This is a genomic window from Streptomyces sp. NPDC038213, from assembly GCF_055600495.1.
In genome coordinates this window covers 163,354-182,506 of record NZ_JBVJYM010000005.1, presented here as the reverse complement: position 1 = coordinate 182,506, position 19,153 = coordinate 163,354, and the positions used below count along the sequence as shown (strand labels likewise).

The window sequence follows — 19,153 nt, the reverse complement described above, 5'->3', positions numbered from 1 at the left end:
CCGCAGCTGCCCCCGGAGCCAAAACGGGGGAGCCCGGGCCGGGCGGGCCACGTACCCTCTTCTGTTGTGCCGAACCCGAATGAAGACACCCCCAGCGCCCTCACCCAGGGGCAGAGCCGTGCAGTCAGCGAGCTGCTGCGGGTCTCCCCGGTCGCAGACGATCTCGCCCGACGCTTCCAGGAGGCGGGCTTCAGCCTGGCCCTGGTCGGCGGCTCAGTCCGGGACGCGCTGCTGGGCCGGCTCGGCAACGACCTCGACTTCACCACGGACGCCCGCCCCGAGGACGTGCTCAAGCTCGTCCGGGGCTGGGCCGACTCGGTCTGGGACGTGGGCATCGCCTTCGGCACCGTCGGTGCGCAGAAGGACGCCAAGGTCGGGGACGCGGTGCAGCGCTTCCAGATCGAGATCACCACGTACCGCTCCGAGGCCTACGACCGCACCTCCCGCAAGCCCGAGGTGTCCTACGGCGACTCCATCGAGCAGGACCTGGTCCGCCGCGACTTCACGGTGAACGCCATGGCCGTCGCACTCCCGCAGAAGGAGTTCGTGGACCCCTACGGCGGCCTGGAGGACCTGGAGGCCCGGGTGCTGCGCACCCCCGGCACCCCCGAGGAGTCCTTCTCCGACGATCCGCTGCGGATGATGCGCGCGGCCCGTTTCGCCGCGCAGCTGGACTTCGAGGTGGCCCCCGAGGTCGTCACCGCGATGACGGAGATGGCCGACCGCATCGAGATCGTCTCCGCGGAGCGGGTGCGCGACGAACTCAACAAGCTGCTGCTGTCCTCGCACCCCCGCAAGGGGCTCGGCCTGCTCGTGGACACCGGCCTCGCCGAGCACGTCCTGCCCGAGCTCCCGGCCCTGCGGCTGGAGAGCGACGAGCACCACCGGCACAAGGACGTCTACGACCACTCGCTGATCGTGCTGGAGCAGGCGATCGACCTGGAGCAGGACGGTCCGGACCTGGTGCTGCGCCTGGCCGCGCTGCTGCACGACATCGGCAAGCCGCGCACCCGCCGCTTCGAGGACGACGGCCGGGTCTCCTTCCACCACCACGAGGTGGTCGGCGCCAAGATGACCAAGAAGCGTATGACGGCGCTGAAGTACTCGAACGACATGGTCAAGGACGTCTCCCGGCTCGTGGAGCTGCACCTGCGCTTCCACGGCTACGGCACCGGGGACTGGACCGACTCGGCGGTACGGCGCTACGTCCGCGACGCAGGCCCGCTGCTCGACCGGCTCCACAAGCTGACCCGCTCCGACTGCACCACGCGCAATAAGCGCAAGGCCTCGGCCCTCTCCCGGGCCTACGACGGCCTGGAGGAGCGGATCGCGCAGCTGCAGGAGCAGGAGGAGCTGGACTCGATCCGCCCCGACCTGGACGGCAACGAGATCATGCAGGTCCTGGAGGTCGGCCCCGGCCCGGTGATCGGGCAGGCGTACAAGTTCCTGCTGGAGCTGCGCCTGGAGAACGGCCCCATCGGCCAGGAGGCTGCTGCCGCGGCCCTCAAGGAATGGTGGGCCTCTCAGAGCTGAGCCCCTCTGCGCGATGTTTCACGTGAAACATCGCGCAGAGGGGGCGCGTACCTGGGATCGGTACGCACCGGCGGGCCCGGAGCGGGGTGATGTTTCACGTGAAACATCACCCCGTTCGCTTGAGCCCCAGGGCCACGGCCCCGTAGAGCACGGCCACGCTCAGGAGCAGGGGCACGGACCTGCCGTCGGCGGGCAGCATCAGGGCCGCCACTCCGGCGGCGGACACGAAGGCCACGTTGAAGAGCACGTCGTAGACGGCGAAGACCCGGCCGCGGAACTCGTCGTCCACCCGGAACTGCACCTCGGAGTCGGTACAGATCTTGGCGCTCTGGGTGACGAGCCCCAGGACGAAGGCCGCCACCAGCATGGGCACGTAGTGGAAGGACAGCCCGAGGGCCGGCACGAGCACGGCCGCGGCCCCCGCCCCGAGGGTGATCCAGCCCTTGGTCCCGAACCGGCCCACTGCCCCCGGGGTCACCACCGCCGCGGTGAAGAACCCGGCCCCGGACACCCCGATCGCCAGGCCCAGCAGGGCGAGCCCCTGGGACTCCGAGTCCGACCAGGCGTAGCGGCAGAGCATCAGGAGCATGACGGTCAGCGCGCCGTAGCAGAAGCGCATCAGCGTCATGGCGGTCAGCGCCCGCGCTGCCTCCCGGCGCTGCGCGAGGTGCCGCAGGCCTTCGGCCATCCCGCGGGCGGTGATGCCGAGGGCCTCGCCCAGGGCCGGGCGCCGGTGCTCCGGGCCGTGGTCGGGGCCGAGCAGACCGACGGCCAGCCGGAGGGAGGCGAGGGCGGCGCAGAGGTAGAGCACCGCGCCGAGCAGGACGACCGCCGCGTCGGAATCGGCCGCCACGACCCGGACCAGGAAGGCGAGCCCCCCGCCCGCCGTGGCGGCGAGGGTGCCGGCCGTGGGTGAGAGGGCGTTGGCGGTGACCAGGCGTTCCGTGTCCACGACCCGGGGCAGGGCGGCGGAGAGGCCGGCCAGGACGAAGCGGTTGACGGCGGTGACCGACAGGGCGGAGGCGTAGAAGAGCCAGTCCGGGACCCCGCTGACGATCAGCACGGCGGTGCCGCAGGCCAGGCCGGCACGCAGCAGGTTGCCGTAGAGGAAGACCTGGCGGCGCCGCCAGCGGTCCAGGAGCACCCCGGCGAAGGGGCCGACCACGGAGTAGGGAAGCAGCAGGACGGCCATGGCGGAGGCGATCGCCGCGGGCGAGGTCTGCTTCTCCGGGGAGAAGACCACGTAGGTGGCCAGGGCCACCTGGTAGACGCCGTCTGCCGACTGGGAGAGCAGTCGTACGGCGAGCAGGCGGCGGAAGTCCCCGAGGCGCAGGAGTACGCGCAGATCACGTACGACAGGCATGTGGGCAAGGGTCACACACGCGGAGGGTCCTCGGACACATTGTCCGAGGACCCTCCGGGGAAGAGCGGCTGAAGACCCGGTGGTCCCGCCTGCCGGGCGCTCTTAGCGCTCGACCTCGCCCTTGATGAACTTCTCGACGTTGGCGAGGGCCTCGTCGTCGAAGTACTGGACCGGCGGGGACTTCATGAAGTACGAGGACGCGGAGAGGATCGGGCCGCCGACGCCCCGGTCCTTGGCGATCTTCGCGGCGCGCAGGGCGTCGATGATGACACCGGCCGAGTTCGGGGAGTCCCACACCTCGAGCTTGTACTCGAGGTTCAGCGGGACGTCGCCGAAGGCGCGGCCCTCGAGGCGGACGTAGGCCCACTTGCGGTCGTCGAGCCAGGCGACGTAGTCGGACGGGCCGATGTGGACGTTCTTCTCGCCGAGCTCGCGGTCGGGGATCTGCGAGGTGACGGCCTGGGTCTTCGAGATCTTCTTCGACTCGAGGCGGTCGCGCTCGAGCATGTTCTTGAAGTCCATGTTGCCGCCGACGTTCAGCTGCATGGTGCGCTCGAGGCGGACACCGCGGTCCTCGAACAGCTTGGCCATCACGCGGTGCGTGATGGTCGCGCCGACCTGGGACTTGATGTCGTCACCGACGATCGGGACACCGGCCTCGGTGAACTTGTCGGCCCACTCCTTGGTGCCGGCGATGAACACCGGGAGGGCGTTGACGAAGGCGACCTTGGCGTCGATGGCGCACTGCGCGTAGAACTTCGCAGCTTCCTCGGAACCGACGGGGAGGTAGCAGACGAGGACGTCGACCTCGCGGTCCTTGAGGACCTGGACCACGTCGACCGGCGCCTCGGCGGACTCCTCGATGGTCAGGCGGTAGTACTTGCCCAGACCGTCGAGCGTGTGGCCGCGCTGGACGGTGACGCCCGAGTTCGGGACGTCGCAGATCTTGATGGTGTTGTTCTCGCTGGCACCGATGGCGTCCGAAAGGTCGAGGCCGACCTTCTTCGCGTCGACGTCGAAGGCGGCGACGAACTCGACGTCACCGACGTGGTAGTCGCCGAACTGGACGTGCATCAGGCCCGGGACCTTGGTGGCCGGGTCGGCGTCCTTGTAGTACTCGACACCCTGCACCAGCGACGCGGCACAGTTGCCCACGCCGACGATGGCTACGCGAACCGAACCCATTCCGGTTGCTCCCTGTCAGTTTTCAGTGTTCCGGTTGAGTCCCCGCATCCGCAGGGCCTCACTTTGCAGTGTCGTCGGACGGCCCGGGTCGTCGCCGATCCCGTCCCGCCCGCTCGCTCTCGATGAGCTCGTTCAGCCAGCGCACTTCGCGCTCCACGGACTCCATTCCGTGCCGCTGCAGCTCAAGCGTGTAATCGTCGAGGCGCTCCCGGGTGCGGGCCAGTGAGGCCCGCATCTTCTCCAGGCGCTCCTCGAGCCGGCTCCGGCGGCCTTCCAGCACCCGCATGCGCACTTCGCGCTCGGTCTGGCCGAAGAAGGCGAACCGGGCGGCGAAGGACTCGTCCTCCCAGGTATCGGGTCCGGTGTGGGAGAGGAGCTCTTCGAAGTGCTCCTTCCCCTCCCCCGTCAACCGGTAGACGATCTTGGCCCGGCGCCCCGCGAGTGAAGCCGCCAGGGCGTCCTCCGGCGCATTGCCCGGCTCCTCGATCAACCAGCCGTGGGCCACCAGCGTCTTGAGGCAGGGATAGAGGGTTCCGTAGCTGAACGCCCGGAACACCCCCAGCGAGGTGTTGAGCCGTTTCCGCAGCTCGTAGCCGTGCATGGGGGATTCGCGGAGGAGGCCGAGGACGGCGAATTCGAGGATGCCGGAGCGTCTGCTCACTGCCGCCTCCTCCCCCGTCCCTGGATCCGTATGCCGAGCTGATGTATCGACTCGATACATCCAGACGATAGAACGGCCTTGATCCGGCGACAAGGCCAGACATGGTGACCGGCGTCACATCACCAATTCGTAGGATGCAAGTTGCCTGATTTGGGGTGAACTTCTGCGCGGCGAGGGTTTTGACCCTGCGTAGTCTGTGCGCCAGGACCCGGGGGGAACCGGAATTCAACTGCCGCTTCAGGCGCACTCGCCTGCCCGAGGAGTAGTCGTTCGATGAGCGAGCACCGTCGTAAACCGCCGCAGTCGCAGGGCGGCGGACGCGCTGCAGCCCGCCGTGCCGCCCAGCAGGGCCCCGGTCGCCGGGGCGCCGGCGGAGGCGCCGTACCCCCCGGTACGCCGCAGGCCCCGTACGGGCAGTCGTACGGCCAGGCCCAGGGCGGCCAGTACGCGGGCCCGTCCTACGGGCAGGACCCGTACGGCCGCGATGCCTACGGCCAGCCCCACGGGCAGCAGGCGCACGGCCGGGACGCCGCCCAGGGCGGGCGCGCCGAGGCCCGCCGCGCCGCCCAGGGAGGCCGCCGGCGCGGCGCCGCGCCGGACAAGCGGTTCATCAACTACCCGCGCTCGGACAAGGACGGCTGGAAGCGGTTCGTCCCCAGCTGGAAGCTGGTCGGCGGGACCTCGCTCGGCTTCTTCGCCGTGCTGATCGGCGGCACCGGCATCGCCCTGGCCATGGTGGGCACCCCGGACGAGAACAAGGCCGCCAAGGCCCAGAACAACGTCTACTACTGGGCCGGCGACGACGGGCAGATGGCCGCGGTCGGCGGCGAGCGCAACCGGCAGCTCGTGCCGATCGAGAAGATCCCCAAGTCGCTGCAGGACGCCGTGATCGCGGCGGAGAACGCGTCCTTCGAGACCGACAAGGGCGTCGACCCGATGGGCATCGGACGCGCCGCCTTCAACATGCTGACCGGCGGGGAGACCCAGGGCGGTTCGACGATCACCCAGCAGTACGTCAAGAACACGTACCTGGACTCGGACCAGACCCTCAAGCGCAAGGTCGTCGAGCTCTTCATCTCGATAAAGGTCGGTGCGACCGAGAAGAAGACCAAGGTCATGCAGGGGTACCTCAACACCGCGTACTTCGGCCGCAACGCCTACGGCTGCCAGGCGGCCTCCCAGGCGTACTTCAAGAAGGACTGCGAGACGCTCGACCCCTCCGAGAGCGCCTTCCTGGCCCAGCTGCTCAAGGGCCCGAACCTCTACAACCCGGACGGGGGCGTCGGCTCCGCGGCCACGCCCAAGGCCAATACCGAGCGTGCCGAGCGCCGCTGGGCCTGGGTGCTGAACCGGATGGTCGAGGTCGGCCGGATGGACCCGGCAGAGCGGGCCAAGTACAAGACCTTCCCCAAGCTCCAGCCCTCCGCACAGGCCCTCTCCCTCGCCGGCCAGACCGGCTACCTGGTCGAGACGGCCAAGCAGTACGTGATGAAGAAGCTGAACCTGACCCCGGAGGAGCTCGACCGCGGCGGGTACCAGATCTACACCACCTTCCAGAAGCCGAAGGTGGACGCGCTGGCCAAGGCGGTGGACAAGACCCGCCAGGAGTTCCTGGACGAGAAGGCGCGGCCGGCGACGGACAAGTTCGTCCAGTTCGGCGCCGCCTCCGTGGACCCGGCCAACGGGCAGATCGTCGCCCTGTACGGCGGCGCGGGCTTCGACAAGCAGCACTTCTCGAACAACGCCAACACCACCGGCGTCCCGGTCGGCTCGACCTGGAAGCCGTACGTCCTGGCCGCCGCGATGCAGTACGGCACCCACAACTCCGACGGCGTCGGCATCTCCGTCGACAGCAAGTACAACGGCAACGACCTCACCGTCATCCGCAACCGGGACGGCGACCCCCTGCGGTACGCCAACGGCAAGCCCTTCCGGCAGAAGAACGAGAGCCCCACGCGCTACGGCTACGTGACCCTCAACGAGGCGATGGAGAAGTCCATCAACACGCCGTTCGCCCAGCTCGTCTTCGACGTGGGCCACCGGAAGGTGCGCGACGTGGCCCTGGCCACGGGCATCCTCGAGGACTCGATGAACCAGAACAACGACGCCTCGTTCGCCCTGGGCACGTCCACCCCCAGTGCCATCCGCATGGCCGACTCGTACGCCACCTTCGCCGCCTCGGGCACGCACTACGAGCCCTACTCGGTGACCAGGGTCGAGAAGGACGGCAAGGAGCTGCCCGGCTTCGACGCTCCGAAGTCGGAGAAGGCGATGGACAACTCCGTCGCGGACAACATCACCAAGGTGCTCCAGAACGTGGTCAAGAACGGCACCGGCACCAAGGTGAAGAAGCTGGGCCGCCCGGCCGCCGGCAAGACCGGCACCACCGACAAGAACAAGTCGGCCTGGTTCGTCGGGTACACCCCGCAGCTGTCCACCGCGGTGGCCCTCTTCCGCACCGACCCGAACTCGAAGACCAAGGAGCTCCTCTCCATGAACGGCACGGGCGACGTCCCGTCCATCCATGGTGGTGACATCCCGGCCGAGATCTGGGTCGACTACATGCGCGAGGCGGTCAAGGGGACCCCGGTCAAGGACTTCCCCGAGGCCGAGGACATCGGCGTGAAGGCCGACGCGGCCGGCGCGCCGACCCCGAAGCCGAGCCCCACCGTCGAGAAGACGGAGGAGCCCACCGAGGAGCCGACCACCCCGACCCCGACGCCCACCCCCACGCCCTCCAAGGGCGGCAAGCCCTCCTGCAAGCCCTGGCAGTGGGACTGCAACGAGGACGGCGGCACCACCGACGGCGGTACCAGCACCGGCACCGACAACGGTGGCACCACGGACGGCGGCGTGACCGGCGGCACCACCCCGACGCCCACGACCTCGCCCACCGGCAGGCCGGGCAGCCGCGGCGGCAACACCAACAGCGGCCTGCTCGGCGGCGGAGACAGCGAGGGCGCCGGCGGCTGACCCGCGGGGCACCGGCCGGATGCCGGCCCGCAACAGCCCCGCGAGGGCCGCCGCACCGACCCGGTGCGGCGGCCCTCGCCCCGTACCGGACCCCGTACGGCAGGATGAGCGCATGACGAAGGTGTACGGCGACCAGCCCCGCGCGCACGACGCGGAAGACCCCGTCCTGCCCACCCGGCAGGACGAGGTCGCGGCCGCGGGCAGCGAGCTGCTCGGCGGCCCCATGGGCCTGCGCGCACGGCTGGGCGGCCACTGGCTGACGCCCGTGCGCGTGGTCGTCCTCGTCGCCCTCGGCCTCTTCGCGCTCGGCATGGTCCAGAAGCTGCCCTGCTACGACTGGGCCTGGTTCCGCGGCGCCGGATCGCAGTACACGCACGCCTGCTACTCCGACATCCCCCACCTGTACGTGGGGCGCGGCTTCGCAGCCGACCTCGTGCCGTACTTCGACCGGATCCCCGGCGATATGCAGTACCTCGAGTACCCCGTGCTGACCGGGCTGTTCATGGAGGTCGCCTCCTGGCTGACCCCGCACGGCGGGGCCATGCAGGAGCGCCAGCAGATCTACTGGATGGTCAACGCGGGCATGCTCATGGCCTGCGCCGCGGTCATCGCGGTCTGCGTGGCCCGCACCCACCGCCGGCGCCCCTGGGACGCCCTGCTCGTGGCCCTCGCCCCGGCCTTCGCGCTCACCGCCACCATCAACTGGGACCTGCTGGCCGTGGCCCTCACCGCCGCGGCCCTGCTGATGTGGTCCCGCGGCCGGGCCCTGGCCTTCGGCATCCTGATCGGCCTGGCCACGGCCGCGAAGCTGTACCCGGTGCTGATCATGGGGCCGCTGCTCGTGCTGTGCTGGCGGGCCGGGAAGTGGCGCGAGTTCGCCCTTGCAGGGGCCGGCGCGGCGGCCGCCTGGCTGGTCGTCAACGTGCCGGTCATGCTCCTGGCCCCGGAGGGCTGGAAGAAGTTCTACACCTTCAGCCAGGAGCGCCCGGTCGACTTCGGCTCCGTCTGGCTGCTGATCTCGCAGCGTTCGGGCAATCCGCTGGAGGACGCCAACACCTACGCGACGGTGCTGATGCTGCTGCTGTGCGCGGGCATCGGGCTGCTCGCCCTGAGCGCCCCGCGCCGCCCCCGCCTGGTGCAGCTGGCCTTCCTCGTCGTCGCCGTGTTCGTCCTGACGAACAAGGTCTACTCCCCGCAGTACGTGCTCTGGCTGATCCCGCTGGCCGCCCTGGCCCGGCCCCGCTGGCGCGACTTCCTGATCTGGCAGGCCGCCGAGGTGGCGTACTTCCTCGGGATCTGGATGTACCTCGCCTACACGACCAGCGGGGACAAGCACCAGGGCCTGCCCGTGGAGGGCTACCAGCTGGCCATCGCCGCCCACCTGCTCGCGACCCTCTACCTCTGCGCGGTGGTGGTACGGGACATCCTGCGGCCCGACCGCGACCCGGTCCGCCGGGACGGCTCGGACGACCCCTCCGGCGGGGTGCTGGACGGCGCGCCCGACGTGTTCACCGTCGGAGACGCCGCAGGGGCGCCGCGGGATGCGGCGCCCCCGCAGGGACAGCTCGTCGACTGGGGCGGCCCGCCCCGCTACCGGGACGGGTCCTGATCCGCCGGGTCCGAGGGGACTGCCCTAGCGGTCGACAGCCCGGTCGAACTGGGTGGTGGTGTGCCGCAGGTGGGCCACCAGTTCGTCGCCGACCTTCGGCTCGGTGGCGTCCGAGGGCACGAAGAGGATCGACACCTGCATGTGCGGGGGCTCGGCGAACCAGCGCTGCTTGCCCGCCCACACGAACGGCGACAGGTTGCGGTTGACCGTGGCCAGCCCGGCCCGCGCCACGCCCTTGGCGCGCGGCATCACGCCGTGCAGGGCCTTCGGGGCCTCCAGGCCCACGCCGTGCGAGGTGCCGCCTGCCACGACGACCAGCCAGCCGTCCGAGGCGGCCTTCTGCTGCCGGTAGCCGAAACGGTCCCCCTTGGAGACGCGCGTGACGTCGAGCACGGCACCGCGGTACTCGGTCGCCTCGTGGTCCCCCAGCCACAGCCGGGTGCCGATCCGGGCCCGGAAGCGGGTCTGCGGGAACTGCTGCTGGAGCCGGACCAGCTCCTCGGCCCGCAGGTGGCTGACGAACATGGTGTGCAGCGGCAGCCGGGCCGCCCGCAGGCGGTCCATCCAGCCGATGACCTCCTCGACGGCGTCGGAGCCGTCCGGGCGGTCGAGCGGCAGGTGCAGGGCGAAGCCCTCCAGCCGGACGTCCTCGATCGCACCGGCCAGCAGGCCGAGGTCCTGCTCGGAGACGCCGTGCCGCTTCATCGAGCTCATGCACTCGATGACGACCCGGGCGCCGACCAGGGCGCGGACCCCGTCCACGGAGGACACCGAGCGGATCACCCGGTCCGGCAGCGGCACCGGCTCCTCGCCCCGCCGGAACGGGGTGAGGACCAGCAGGTCGCCGCTGAACATGTCCTTGATCCGGGCGGCCTCGTACGTGGTGCCCACCGCCAGGATGTCCGCACCGAGCAGGGTGGCCTCGTCGGCCAGCCGGTCGTGGCCGAAGCCGTAGCCGTTGCCCTTGCAGACCGGGATCAGCCCCGGGAACTGGTCCTGCACCTGCTTCTGGTGCGCACGCCAGCGGGCGGTGTCGACGTAGAGCGTGAGCGCCATGACCCGTACGGATCCTTTCTCTGGAACAGCGGGGGAGGGTGTGGGTGGGAGGAGGCCGGCGTCAGCGGCGCGACATGTAGATGTCGAGCGCCTTGTGCAGCAGCTTGTTGAGCGGGAAGTCCCACTCGCCGACGTACTCGACGGCCTCGCCGCCCGTGCCGACCTTGAACTGGATCAGGCCGAACAGGTGGTCGTTCTCGTCCAGGGTGTCACTGATGCCGCGCAGGTCGTAGACCGAGGCACCGAGCGCGTACGCGTCGCGCAGCATCCGCCACTGCATGGCGTTGGAGGGGCGGACCTCGCGCTTGTGGTTCGCGGAGGCGCCGTACGAGTACCAGACGTGCTGGCCGACCGTCAGCATGGTGGCCGCCGCCAGGGGTTCGCCCTCGTGGTGGGCGATGTACAGGCGCATCCGGTTCGGGTCCTCGGCGTTGAGGGCCTGCCACTGGCGCTGGAAGTACACAAGGGGGCGCGGGCGGAACTTGTCGCGCTCGGCGGTGATCTCGTACAGGTGCTGCCAGGTCGGCAGGTCGTCGTACCCGCCCTGGACCACCTCGACGCCGGCCTTCTCGGCCTTCTTGATGTTGCGGCGCCACAGCTGGTTGAAGCCCTTGAGGACGTCGTCCAGCGAGCGGTTGGCCAGCGGCACCTGGAAGACGTAGCGGGGCTGGACGTCGCCGAAGCCGGCGCCGCCGTCCTCGCCCTGCTGCCAGCCCATCCGGCGCAGCTTGTCCGACACCTCGAAGGCGCGGGGCTCGATGTGCGAGGGCTCGACGTCGCGCAGGCGCTTGACCTCGGGGTCCTGGATACCGGACTTGATGGCGGCGGCGTTCCAACGGCGGATGACCACCGGCGGACCCATCTTGACGGTGAACGCGCCCTGCTGCTTCAGGTGGGCGAGCATCGGCTGCAGCCACTCGTCCAGATTGGGGGCGTACCAGTTGATGACGGGGCCCTCGGGAAGGTAGGCGAGGTACCGCTTCACCTTGGGCAGTTGGCGGTACAACACCAGGGCGGCACCGACGAGTTCGCCGGACTTGTCGAACCATCCGAGGTTCTCGGAACGCCACTCGTTCTTCACGTCGGCCCACGCCGGGACCTGGCAGTGGCTAGCCGAGGGCAGGCTCTGGATATAGGCCAGATGCTGCTCTCGGCTGATGGTCCTCAGGGACAGGCTCATGCGGGGCGTCTCCTCCGGCGGCTTCGCTGGGTATGGCGCGAAGCCTACTGCGACAAGGGCGCCACCCATCTGGGGGACGGGCCGCGGTCGCCGCCGCAGCCCGTCCCGCCGCGGCCCGTCAGCCGAGCCAGCCGCCGAAGAGCCCGCCGTGCGCCATGCCGAGGAGGAAGCCCACGGCCGAGGCGCCGAGCCCGATGATCAGCGCGAAGCGCTCGCGTGTCGTCTCGGAGATGAACTGGCCGTAGAGCCCGGTCACGATGCCGACCAGGCCGGTCCACGAGGTGAGCAGGTGCAGGTGGTGGAAGAAGGCAGTGATGAAGGACACCGCGCCCAGCACCAGGGTCACCGCGAGCAGGGTGTCCTGGAGGGGGTGCGGCTTTCCATCGGTGGACAGCAGAGAAATCGACGGCTGGGGCCGCATTGCCTGTGCCATGGGGGGCACCTCCCGGCAGTGGAGAGACGTGCCGCGGGGCTGCCGGGCCCGGAGGTCCGGGCATAGCACCGCGCACACCCGATGTGTACAGATTGTGGCCCTCTCCTGCCGGATTTCAACCGGAAGGAGGTGACGGGGTACGCTGTACGGTCTGCGCGGTGTCTGCTCTGGGGCCATTCGGTCCCGGGAACCCCGCGCGGCACGCATCACGACCCTCCTGCCACGGAACGACCGTGGCCGCTGAGTCCAAAGGAGGTGGGTTCCACATGCGTCACTACGAGGTGATGGTCATCCTCGACCCCGATCTCGAGGAGCGCGCTGTCTCCCCGCTGATCGAGAACTTCCTCTCCGTCGTCCGTGAGGGCAACGGAAAGGTGGAGAAGGTCGACACCTGGGGCCGTCGTCGTCTCGCTTACGAGATCAAGAAGAAGCCCGAGGGCATCTACTCGGTCATCGACCTGCAGGCCGAGCCTGCGGTCGTCAAGGAGCTCGACCGCCAGATGAACCTGAACGAGTCGGTCCTCCGGACCAAGGTCCTCCGTCCCGAGACCCACTGAACCCCTTCGGTTCAGAGGTAATCGGGTTCGAGTAGCACAAGCCAGCAGCAATCCCCGCCGAGAGGTTCATCCATGGCAGGCGAGACCGTCATCACGGTCGTCGGCAATCTCGTCGACGACCCCGAGCTGCGCTTCACCCCCTCGGGTGCGGCGGTCGCGAAGTTCCGTGTCGCGTCCACCCCCCGCACCTTCGACCGCCAGACCAATGAGTGGAAGGACGGCGAGAGCCTGTTCCTGACCTGCTCGGTGTGGCGCCAGGCGGCCGAGAACGTCGCCGAGTCGCTTCAGCGCGGTATGCGCGTCGTCGTCCAGGGCCGGCTCCGCCAGCGCTCGTACGAGGACCGCGAAGGGGTCAAGCGCACGGTCTTCGAGCTGGACGTCGAGGAAGTCGGCCCCAGCCTCCGCAACGCCACGGCCAAGGTCACCAAGACCGCGGGCCGGGGCGGCCAGGGTGGTTACGGCGGCGGTGGCGGCGGCCAGCAGGGCGGCGGCAACTGGGGCGGAGCCCCCAGCGGCGGTCCCCAGGGCGGCGGAGCACCCTCCGACGACCCCTGGGCCTCCAGCGCGCCTACCGGCGGGCAGCAGGGCGGCGGGGGCGGCTGGGGCGGAAGCTCCGGCGGCTCCGGCGGTTCCGGCGGCGGCTACTCGGACGAGCCGCCCTTCTAGGGCAGCCCGTTCCCCACTTCTTGATCACACAGGAGAAACACCATGGCGAAGCCGCCTGTGCGCAAGCCTAAGAAGAAGGTCTGCGCGTTCTGCAAGGACAAGACCGCGTACGTGGACTACAAGGACACGAACATGCTGCGGAAGTTCATTTCCGACCGCGGCAAGATCCGTGCCCGCCGCGTGACCGGCAACTGCACGCAGCACCAGCGTGACGTCGCCACGGCCGTCAAGAACAGCCGTGAGATGGCGCTGCTGCCCTACACGTCCACCGCGCGATAAGGGAAGGGTGACCGAATAATGAAGATCATCCTGACCCAGGAGGTCTCTGGCCTCGGTGGCGCCGGCGATGTCGTCGACGTCAAGGACGGATACGCCCGCAACTACCTGGTCCCGCGTGGCTTCGCCATCCGCTGGACCAAGGGCGGCGAGAAGGACGTGGCGCAGATCCGCCGCGCCCGCAAGATCCACGAGATCGCGACCATCGAGCAGGCCAACGAGGTCAAGGCCAAGCTCGAGGGCGTGAAGGTGCGTCTGGCCACCCGCTCGGGTGACACCGGCCGCCTCTTCGGCTCCGTCACCCCGGCCGACATCGCTTCGGCGATCGAGGCTTCCGGTGGCCCGAAGGTCGACAAGCGCCGCGTCGAGCTGGCCGGCCCGATCAAGACCCTCGGTTCGTACCAGGTCTCCGTGCGTCTGCACGAAGAGGTCGCTGCGAACGTGGGCGTCGAGGTCGTCGCCGCCTAAGGGCTGCGCATGAAGGGCCGCACCCTCCGGGGTGCGGCCCTTTGTCGTATCCGGGTGTGCCCGCGGGCTGCTCGGGGAGGCCGGGTGTTTTTGTGGGGATGTTTCACGTGAAACACCGGCGTCTGTGTTTCACGTGAAACATCCCCGCGGCCCCGGGTCAGCGGGTGGCGCCGGTGACCACCCAGCGGCCGGAGCCGGCCCTGAGCTGCAGGGTGACGAGCCGGGTCAGCATCATCAGGCCCATCGCCCACCACAGGGCGGTCAGCCCGCCGTCCAGCACGGGGACGAGCAGCGCTGCGGGGGCGAACACCACCAGGGTCACGAGCATGGCCTTGGCGAGGTACGGACCGTCCCCCGCACCCGTCAGCACGCCGTCCAGGATGAAGACCACCCCCGCGACGGGCTGGGTGAGCGCCACGACCAGCAGGGCGGGGAGGATCGCGTGGTGCACGGCGGGGTCGCCGGTGAACAGCGGGATCAGCAGCGGGCGGGCGAGGGCGAGCAGCAGTCCGAGGACCACCCCCGAGGCGATGCCCCACTGCACCATGCGGCGGCAGACGGCCCTGGCACCCTCCGCGTCGCCCGCGCCCAGGTACCGGCCGATGATGGCCTGCCCGGCGATGGCGATCGCATCGAGGGCGAAGGCCATCAGGCTCCACAGCGACAGCAGGATCTGGTGGGCCGCGATCTCGGCGTCCCCCAGCCCGGCGGCGACGGCGGTGGCGATCATCAGGACGGCCCGCAGGGACAGGGTGCGCACCAGCAGCGGGGCGCCCGCCTGGGCCGCGGCCCGGATTCCGGCGGGGTCGGGCCGCAGGGAGGCGCCGTGGCGGCGGGCCCCTCGGACCACCACCACCAGGTAGACGGCCGCCATGGCGCACTGGGCGATGACCGTGCCCCAGGCGGATCCGGCGATGCCGAAGCCGGCTCCGTAGACGAGGGCGAGGTTCAGGGCCCCGTTGGCGGTGAAGCCGCCCGCGGCCACGTAGAGCGGGGTACGGGTGTCCTGGAGCCCACGGAGCACGCCCGTGGCCGCAAGGACCACCAGCATGGCCGGGATTCCGAGGGCGGAGATCCTCAGGTACGTGACGGCGTAGGGGGCCGCGGTCTCGGAGGTCCCGAACAGGGACACGAGCCAGGGTGCGGCGGGCAGGACCACCGCGACCACGGCGGCGCCGAGGAGCAGGGCGAGCCAGATCCCGTCCATGCCCTGGCGGATGGCCGCGGGCAGGTCGCCCGCACCCACCCGCCGGGCGACGCCGGCCGTGGTGGCGTAGGCGAGGAAGACGAACACGCTGACGGCGGTGGTGAGCAGGGCCGCGGCCACGCCGAGGCCGGCGAGCTGGGGGGTGCCCAGGTGACCCACGATGGCGCTGTCCACCATCACGAACAGCGGCTCGGCGACGAGCGCGCCGAAGGCCGGTACGGCGAGTGCGACGATCTCGCGGTCGTGCCGTCGCGGGCCTTGCTTCGGGAGGGTGGAGGTTGGCGGCATGCCTTCAATCTAATCTTCCACAGGTAATGGTCGCAACTATCTTTGGACCATTACTTGAAGGGGTCTCGCCAGCCCGTTCGGGCGCAGTTGCCAACGATCTTGAGAACAGGGCGAAAGTTTTTCTCCCCCACAGGTCGTGGACGGAGAAAGGCCAGTTCAGGTCCGGTGGAAGGGGGTGGCATGAGATTTTGTCCACAGTGCCGTCCCCCGGTCCGTACACAGGTAGCTGGGGGTTACCCACAGCATTCGGGCCTTCGTCCACACAGCCTGTGGATAACCAGATTGGCTGAAGGCATCCGCAGGCCTACCGTGGACCGGCGCCCCGACGCGCCGAGTGTGGATTCGGGCGCCCCAAATGTCAGAGCCGTGTCGTAGAAAGAGTGACACGGCGAGGTCCGCGCAGCGGACGGGAGGAGGCGGCCCGGTGAGCATTCTCGAGCCCATGGACGACCCCTGGGCCGACAGCGGTCCCGGTGACCGTCTCCCCGTGTCCCGCGGCCGCCGGGGTGAGGGCGGCGGGCGCCGCGGCGACGGCCGGAGGGGCGACCAGGGCGACGGGGACGGCTCCGACGGCGGCCGCTCCTGGGACGGGGGCGGCTTCGAGCGGGTCCCCCCGCAGGACATCGACGCCGAGCAGTCCGTCCTCGGCGGCATGCTGCTCTCCAAGGACGCCATCGCCGACGTGGTAGAGGTCCTCAAGGGCCATGACTTCTACCGGCCCTCCCACGAGACCATCTACCAGGCCGTCCTCGACCTCTACGCCAAGGGCGAGCCCGCCGACCCGATCACGGTCGCGGCGGAGCTGACCAAGCGCGGCGAGATCACCAAGGTCGGCGGCGCCGCGTACCTGCACACGCTGGTCCAGTCGGTGCCCACGGCGGCCAACGCCGAGTACTACGCGGAGATCGTCCACGAGCGGGCCGTGCTGCGCCGGCTGGTGGCCGCGGGCACCAAGATCACGCAGATGGGGTACGCGGGCGACGGAGACGTCGACGAGATCGTCAACAGCGCCCAGGCCGAGATCTACGCGGTCACCGAGCAGCGGACCTCCGAGGACTACCTGCCGCTCGGGGACATCATGGAGGGCGCGCTCGACGAGATCGAGGCCATCGGCTCGCGCAGCGGCCAGATGTCCGGAGTGCCGACGGGCTTCACGGACCTGGACTCGCTGACCAACGGCCTGCACCCCGGCCAGATGATCGTCATCGCCGCCCGTCCCGCGATGGGCAAGTCCACCCTGGCCCTCGACTTCGCCCGCGCCTGCTCCATCAAGAGCAATCTGCCGAGCGTGATCTTCTCCCTCGAAATGGGGCGCAACGAGATCGCCATGCGCCTGCTGTCGGCGGAGGCCCGGGTGGCCCTGCACCACATGCGCTCCGGCACGATGACCGACGACGACTGGACCCGGCTCGCCCGCCGGATGCCCGACGTCTCGGCGGCCCCGCTCTACATCGACGACTCGCCCAACCTGTCGATGATGGAGATCCGCGCCAAGTGCCGGCGCCTCAAGCAGCGCAGCAACCTCCAGCTCGTGGTCATCGACTACCTGCAGCTCATGCAGTCCGGCGGCTCCCGGCGCCCCGAGAGCCGTCAGCAGGAGGTCTCGGACATGTCCCGTAACCTCAAGCTCCTCGCCAAGGAGCTGGAGGTCCCGGTCATCGCGCTGTCGCAGCTGAACCGTGGCCCCGAGCAGCGGACGGACAAGAAGCCGATGGTCTCCGACCTGCGCGAGTCGGGATCCATCGAGCAGGACGCCGACATGGTGATCCTGCTGCACCGCGAGGACGCGTACGAGAAGGAGTCCCCCCGCGCGGGCGAGGCCGACCTGATCGTCGCCAAGCACCGAAACGGCCCCACGGCGACCATCACGGTGGCCTTCCAGGGCCACTACTCCCGCTTCGTGGACATGGCCAACACCTGACCCGCAGCCGCCGGATGCGAAGCTGCGGGCATGACTTCTGTGGCTGATGAGCTGTTGCCCGCCACCCGGCGGGCGCTGGACCACCGGATCGCCGTGGCGCAGGCGGAGGGCCGGGCGCCCTCGGTGGTCGCGGCGGTGGTGCGCGGCGGGCGCACGGTGTGGGAGGGGGCCCGCGGGGACGCGGCCGCCACCGGGGTGCAGTACCGGATCGGGTCCATCACGAAGACCTTCACGGCCGTCCTGGTGATGCGGTTGCGGGACGAGGGGCTGCTCGGCCTCGACGACCCGCTGGACAAGCACCTGCCGGGCACGGCCGCGGGCGGCGCGACCATCGCCCAGCTCCTCTGCCACAGCTCGGGCCTGGCGGCCGAGACCCCCGGCCCCTGGTGGGAGCGGAGCCCCGGCACACTGCGCCCCGGGCTGGCGGAGGTCTTGGGCGCGGAGCCCTTCCTGCATCCGCCGGGCCGGCGGCACCACTACTCCAACCCCGGCTACACGCTGCTGGGTTCACTGGTGGCGGCGGTCCGGGGGCGCCCCTGGGAGGAGGTGCTGCGGGCCGAGGTGCTGGAGCCGCTCGGGCTGCGCCGTACGAGCGGGCTGCCGCAGGAGCCGGCCGCGGAGGGCTGGGCGGTGCACCCCTGGGCGGACGTGGTGATGCCCGAACCCCTGGAGGACCTGGGGCTGATGGCCCCGGCGGGCGCGCTCTGGTCCACCACCGGGGACCTGGCGCGCTTCGCGGAGTTCCTGGTCCGCGGGGACGACCGGGTGCTGAGCGCCGCGAGCGTACGGGAGATGCGGACGGCCGTCTCCCCGCCGGAGCCCGGCCTCGCGGAGTCCGGCTACGGGCTGGGGCTCCAGCTGCTGGAGGCGGGCGGGCGCCGGCTCGCTGGGCACGGCGGCTCGCTGCCGGGGTTCGTGGCGGGGCTCTGGCTGTGCGAGGAGGAGGACCTCGCGGCGGTCGTCCTGGCGAACTGCACCTCCGGACTGCCCGCCACCACGGTGGCCACCGAACTGCTGGGCCTGGTCGCCGGTGCCGAGCCGCGGATCCCCGGGCCCTGGCGCCCGGTGCGGGCCGCTGAGGCGGATCCGGAGGCCGTCGCGCTCACCGGTCCCTGGTACTGGGGCACGGCCCCCTTCGTCCTGCGGCTGCTGCCGGGCGGGGAGTTCCGGCTCGGGCCCGTCGGGGCCCCGGGCCGCTCGGCCCTGTTCCGGCCGGACGGGGCCGGCGGCTGGCGCGGGGTGTCGGGCTACTACGCCGGGGAGTCCCTGCGGGTGGTGCGGCGGGCGGACGGCTCCGCGGACCATCTTGACCTGGGGTCCTTCGTATTCACCCGGGAGCCGTACGACGCCCGGGCCGCCGTGCCCGGCGGGGTGGACCCGCTGGGCTGGCGCGGGCTCGGCTGAGCCCTCAGGCGACGAGCCCGCGCTCCAGCGGGGTGCGGAAGCGCGGGGTCACGCGCGTCCCGCCCAGCCAGTCGGCGAGCCGCGCCGCCTCGGCCTCCACGGCCGCGGCGGCCTCCGCTCCCCGGTCGGCGAGCAGCCGCCAGACGACCGTGCCGTCCGCGCGCTGGGCCCAGCCGCCGATCACCTCGCCGTTCCACCACACCGTCGGGCCGATGTAGCCGGCCCGGTCGGAGAGCTCGGCGCGGTGCCCGGGGGCCAGGTGGAAGGGGCGGTCGGCCCAGCCCATGGCTCTGGGGTCCAGTCCGGGCAGGAGGGCGGTCCAGGGCTCGGGCGCGGGCCGACAGGAAGACCCTGGCGGCATCGGTGGCGTGCA

At 70.6% G+C, this 19,153-nt stretch carries 16 protein-coding genes and 1 pseudogene; 9 read left to right on the top strand and 8 right to left on the bottom strand.

Translation table 11 applies throughout. The features are described from left to right. Positions 1-66 precede the first annotated feature (66 nt). Positions 67-1,533 (top strand): CCA tRNA nucleotidyltransferase, encoded by a 1,467-nt coding sequence (locus ACZ7JZ_RS10225; protein WP_470935697.1) that lies wholly within the window; start codon positions 67-69, stop codon positions 1,531-1,533. Between the two features lie 106 nt (positions 1,534-1,639). Here the strand turns inward: ACZ7JZ_RS10225 and ACZ7JZ_RS10220 are convergent, their stop codons facing one another. The 3 genes from ACZ7JZ_RS10220 to ACZ7JZ_RS10210 form a co-directional block, all read right to left on the bottom strand. Continuing rightward, positions 1,640-2,896 carry an MFS transporter gene (locus tag ACZ7JZ_RS10220; protein ID WP_470935694.1) on the bottom strand — a complete coding sequence of 419 codons (1,257 nt, stop codon included), beginning with the start codon at positions 2,894-2,896 and terminating at the stop codon, positions 1,640-1,642. Between the two features lie 102 nt (positions 2,897-2,998). Beyond that, on the bottom strand, positions 2,999-4,081 hold the full coding sequence (locus tag ACZ7JZ_RS10215) for an inositol-3-phosphate synthase (protein WP_470935691.1): 1,083 nt from the start codon (positions 4,079-4,081) through the stop codon (positions 2,999-3,001). A gap of 58 nt (positions 4,082-4,139) precedes the next feature. Further along, positions 4,140-4,742, bottom strand: coding sequence for a PadR family transcriptional regulator (locus ACZ7JZ_RS10210; protein WP_470935688.1), 603 nt, complete (start codon positions 4,740-4,742; stop codon positions 4,140-4,142). 273 nt (positions 4,743-5,015) lie between these two features. On the opposite strand from ACZ7JZ_RS10210, the gene ACZ7JZ_RS10205 reads away from it, so the two are divergent. Next, positions 5,016-7,715 (top strand): transglycosylase domain-containing protein, encoded by a 2,700-nt coding sequence (locus ACZ7JZ_RS10205; protein ID WP_470935685.1) that lies wholly within the window; start codon positions 5,016-5,018, stop codon positions 7,713-7,715. A gap of 112 nt (positions 7,716-7,827) precedes the next feature. Continuing rightward, positions 7,828-9,324: a glycosyltransferase family 87 protein gene (locus ACZ7JZ_RS10200; protein WP_470935682.1), complete on the top strand. Its 1,497-nt coding sequence runs from the start codon at positions 7,828-7,830 to the stop codon at positions 9,322-9,324. 24 nt (positions 9,325-9,348) lie between these two features. Here the strand turns inward: ACZ7JZ_RS10200 and ACZ7JZ_RS10195 are convergent, their stop codons facing one another. From ACZ7JZ_RS10195 to ACZ7JZ_RS10185, 3 genes are all read right to left on the bottom strand, one after another. Further along, complete coding sequence (locus ACZ7JZ_RS10195) at positions 9,349-10,380, bottom strand: alanine racemase (protein WP_470935679.1); 1,032 nt, start codon at positions 10,378-10,380, stop codon at positions 9,349-9,351. A 61-nt stretch (positions 10,381-10,441) separates the two neighbouring features. Further along, positions 10,442-11,560 carry a lipid II:glycine glycyltransferase FemX gene (locus ACZ7JZ_RS10190; protein ID WP_470935676.1) on the bottom strand — a complete coding sequence of 373 codons (1,119 nt, stop codon included), beginning with the start codon at positions 11,558-11,560 and terminating at the stop codon, positions 10,442-10,444. A gap of 118 nt (positions 11,561-11,678) precedes the next feature. After that, the gene (locus ACZ7JZ_RS10185) at positions 11,679-11,993 is read right to left on the bottom strand and encodes a hypothetical protein (protein ID WP_470935673.1); all 315 of its coding nucleotides are present in this window, start codon (positions 11,991-11,993) and stop codon (positions 11,679-11,681) included. Between the two features lie 266 nt (positions 11,994-12,259). Between ACZ7JZ_RS10185 and rpsF the strand changes: the two genes are divergently transcribed. The 4 genes from rpsF (at position 12,260) to rplI (ending at position 13,960) form a co-directional block, all read left to right on the top strand. Further along, positions 12,260-12,550 (top strand): 30S ribosomal protein S6, encoded by a 291-nt coding sequence (gene rpsF / locus ACZ7JZ_RS10180; RefSeq protein ID WP_004950685.1) that lies wholly within the window; start codon positions 12,260-12,262, stop codon positions 12,548-12,550. Between the two features lie 72 nt (positions 12,551-12,622). Then, complete coding sequence (locus tag ACZ7JZ_RS10175) at positions 12,623-13,216, top strand: single-stranded DNA-binding protein (protein WP_470935670.1); 594 nt, start codon at positions 12,623-12,625, stop codon at positions 13,214-13,216. A gap of 42 nt (positions 13,217-13,258) precedes the next feature. After that, positions 13,259-13,495: a 30S ribosomal protein S18 gene (rpsR, locus tag ACZ7JZ_RS10170; protein ID WP_005315025.1), complete on the top strand. Its 237-nt coding sequence runs from the start codon at positions 13,259-13,261 to the stop codon at positions 13,493-13,495. 18 nt (positions 13,496-13,513) lie between these two features. Continuing rightward, positions 13,514-13,960, top strand: a complete 447-nt coding sequence (gene rplI / locus ACZ7JZ_RS10165; RefSeq protein WP_470935667.1) for a 50S ribosomal protein L9 — start codon at positions 13,514-13,516, stop codon at positions 13,958-13,960. Positions 13,961-14,117: 157 nt separating this feature from the next. Here the strand turns inward: rplI and ACZ7JZ_RS10160 are convergent, their stop codons facing one another. Further along, on the bottom strand, positions 14,118-15,455 hold the full coding sequence (locus ACZ7JZ_RS10160; protein WP_470935664.1) for an MATE family efflux transporter: 1,338 nt from the start codon (positions 15,453-15,455) through the stop codon (positions 14,118-14,120). A 442-nt stretch (positions 15,456-15,897) separates the two neighbouring features. Here ACZ7JZ_RS10160 and dnaB point away from each other — a divergent pair, with 442 nt between their 5' ends. Then, entirely contained in the window at positions 15,898-17,376 is a 1,479-nt protein-coding gene (gene dnaB, locus ACZ7JZ_RS10155) for a replicative DNA helicase (RefSeq protein WP_470936388.1), read from the top strand. A 30-nt stretch (positions 17,377-17,406) separates the two neighbouring features. Further along, positions 17,407-18,780 (top strand): serine hydrolase domain-containing protein, encoded by a 1,374-nt coding sequence (locus tag ACZ7JZ_RS10150; RefSeq protein WP_470935661.1) that lies wholly within the window; start codon positions 17,407-17,409, stop codon positions 18,778-18,780. Between the two features lie 4 nt (positions 18,781-18,784). On the opposite strand, the pseudogene ACZ7JZ_RS10145 reads toward ACZ7JZ_RS10150, so the two are convergent. Next, positions 18,785-19,135, bottom strand: a pseudogene (locus tag ACZ7JZ_RS10145) (DNA glycosylase AlkZ-like family protein); the annotation flags it as partial. Positions 19,136-19,153 lie beyond the last annotated feature (18 nt).

Coding starts and splice junctions, on each gene's coding strand:
- dnaB (WP_470936388.1), top strand. CDS start 15,898: ATGGACGACCCCTGGGCCGACAGCGGTCCCGGTGACCGTCTCCCCGTG.
- ACZ7JZ_RS10185 (WP_470935673.1), bottom strand. CDS start 11,993: ATGGCACAGGCAATGCGGCCCCAGCCGTCGATTTCTCTGCTGTCCACC.
- rplI (WP_470935667.1), top strand. CDS start 13,514: ATGAAGATCATCCTGACCCAGGAGGTCTCTGGCCTCGGTGGCGCCGGC.
- ACZ7JZ_RS10215 (WP_470935691.1), bottom strand. CDS start 4,081: ATGGGTTCGGTTCGCGTAGCCATCGTCGGCGTGGGCAACTGTGCCGCG.
- ACZ7JZ_RS10175 (WP_470935670.1), top strand. CDS start 12,623: ATGGCAGGCGAGACCGTCATCACGGTCGTCGGCAATCTCGTCGACGAC.
- ACZ7JZ_RS10205 (WP_470935685.1), top strand. CDS start 5,016: ATGAGCGAGCACCGTCGTAAACCGCCGCAGTCGCAGGGCGGCGGACGC.
- ACZ7JZ_RS10150 (WP_470935661.1), top strand. CDS start 17,407: ATGACTTCTGTGGCTGATGAGCTGTTGCCCGCCACCCGGCGGGCGCTG.
- ACZ7JZ_RS10200 (WP_470935682.1), top strand. CDS start 7,828: ATGACGAAGGTGTACGGCGACCAGCCCCGCGCGCACGACGCGGAAGAC.
- rpsR (WP_005315025.1), top strand. CDS start 13,259: ATGGCGAAGCCGCCTGTGCGCAAGCCTAAGAAGAAGGTCTGCGCGTTC.
- ACZ7JZ_RS10160 (WP_470935664.1), bottom strand. CDS start 15,455: ATGCCGCCAACCTCCACCCTCCCGAAGCAAGGCCCGCGACGGCACGAC.
- ACZ7JZ_RS10220 (WP_470935694.1), bottom strand. CDS start 2,896: ATGCCTGTCGTACGTGATCTGCGCGTACTCCTGCGCCTCGGGGACTTC.
- ACZ7JZ_RS10190 (WP_470935676.1), bottom strand. CDS start 11,560: ATGAGCCTGTCCCTGAGGACCATCAGCCGAGAGCAGCATCTGGCCTAT.
- ACZ7JZ_RS10195 (WP_470935679.1), bottom strand. CDS start 10,380: ATGGCGCTCACGCTCTACGTCGACACCGCCCGCTGGCGTGCGCACCAG.
- rpsF (WP_004950685.1), top strand. CDS start 12,260: ATGCGTCACTACGAGGTGATGGTCATCCTCGACCCCGATCTCGAGGAG.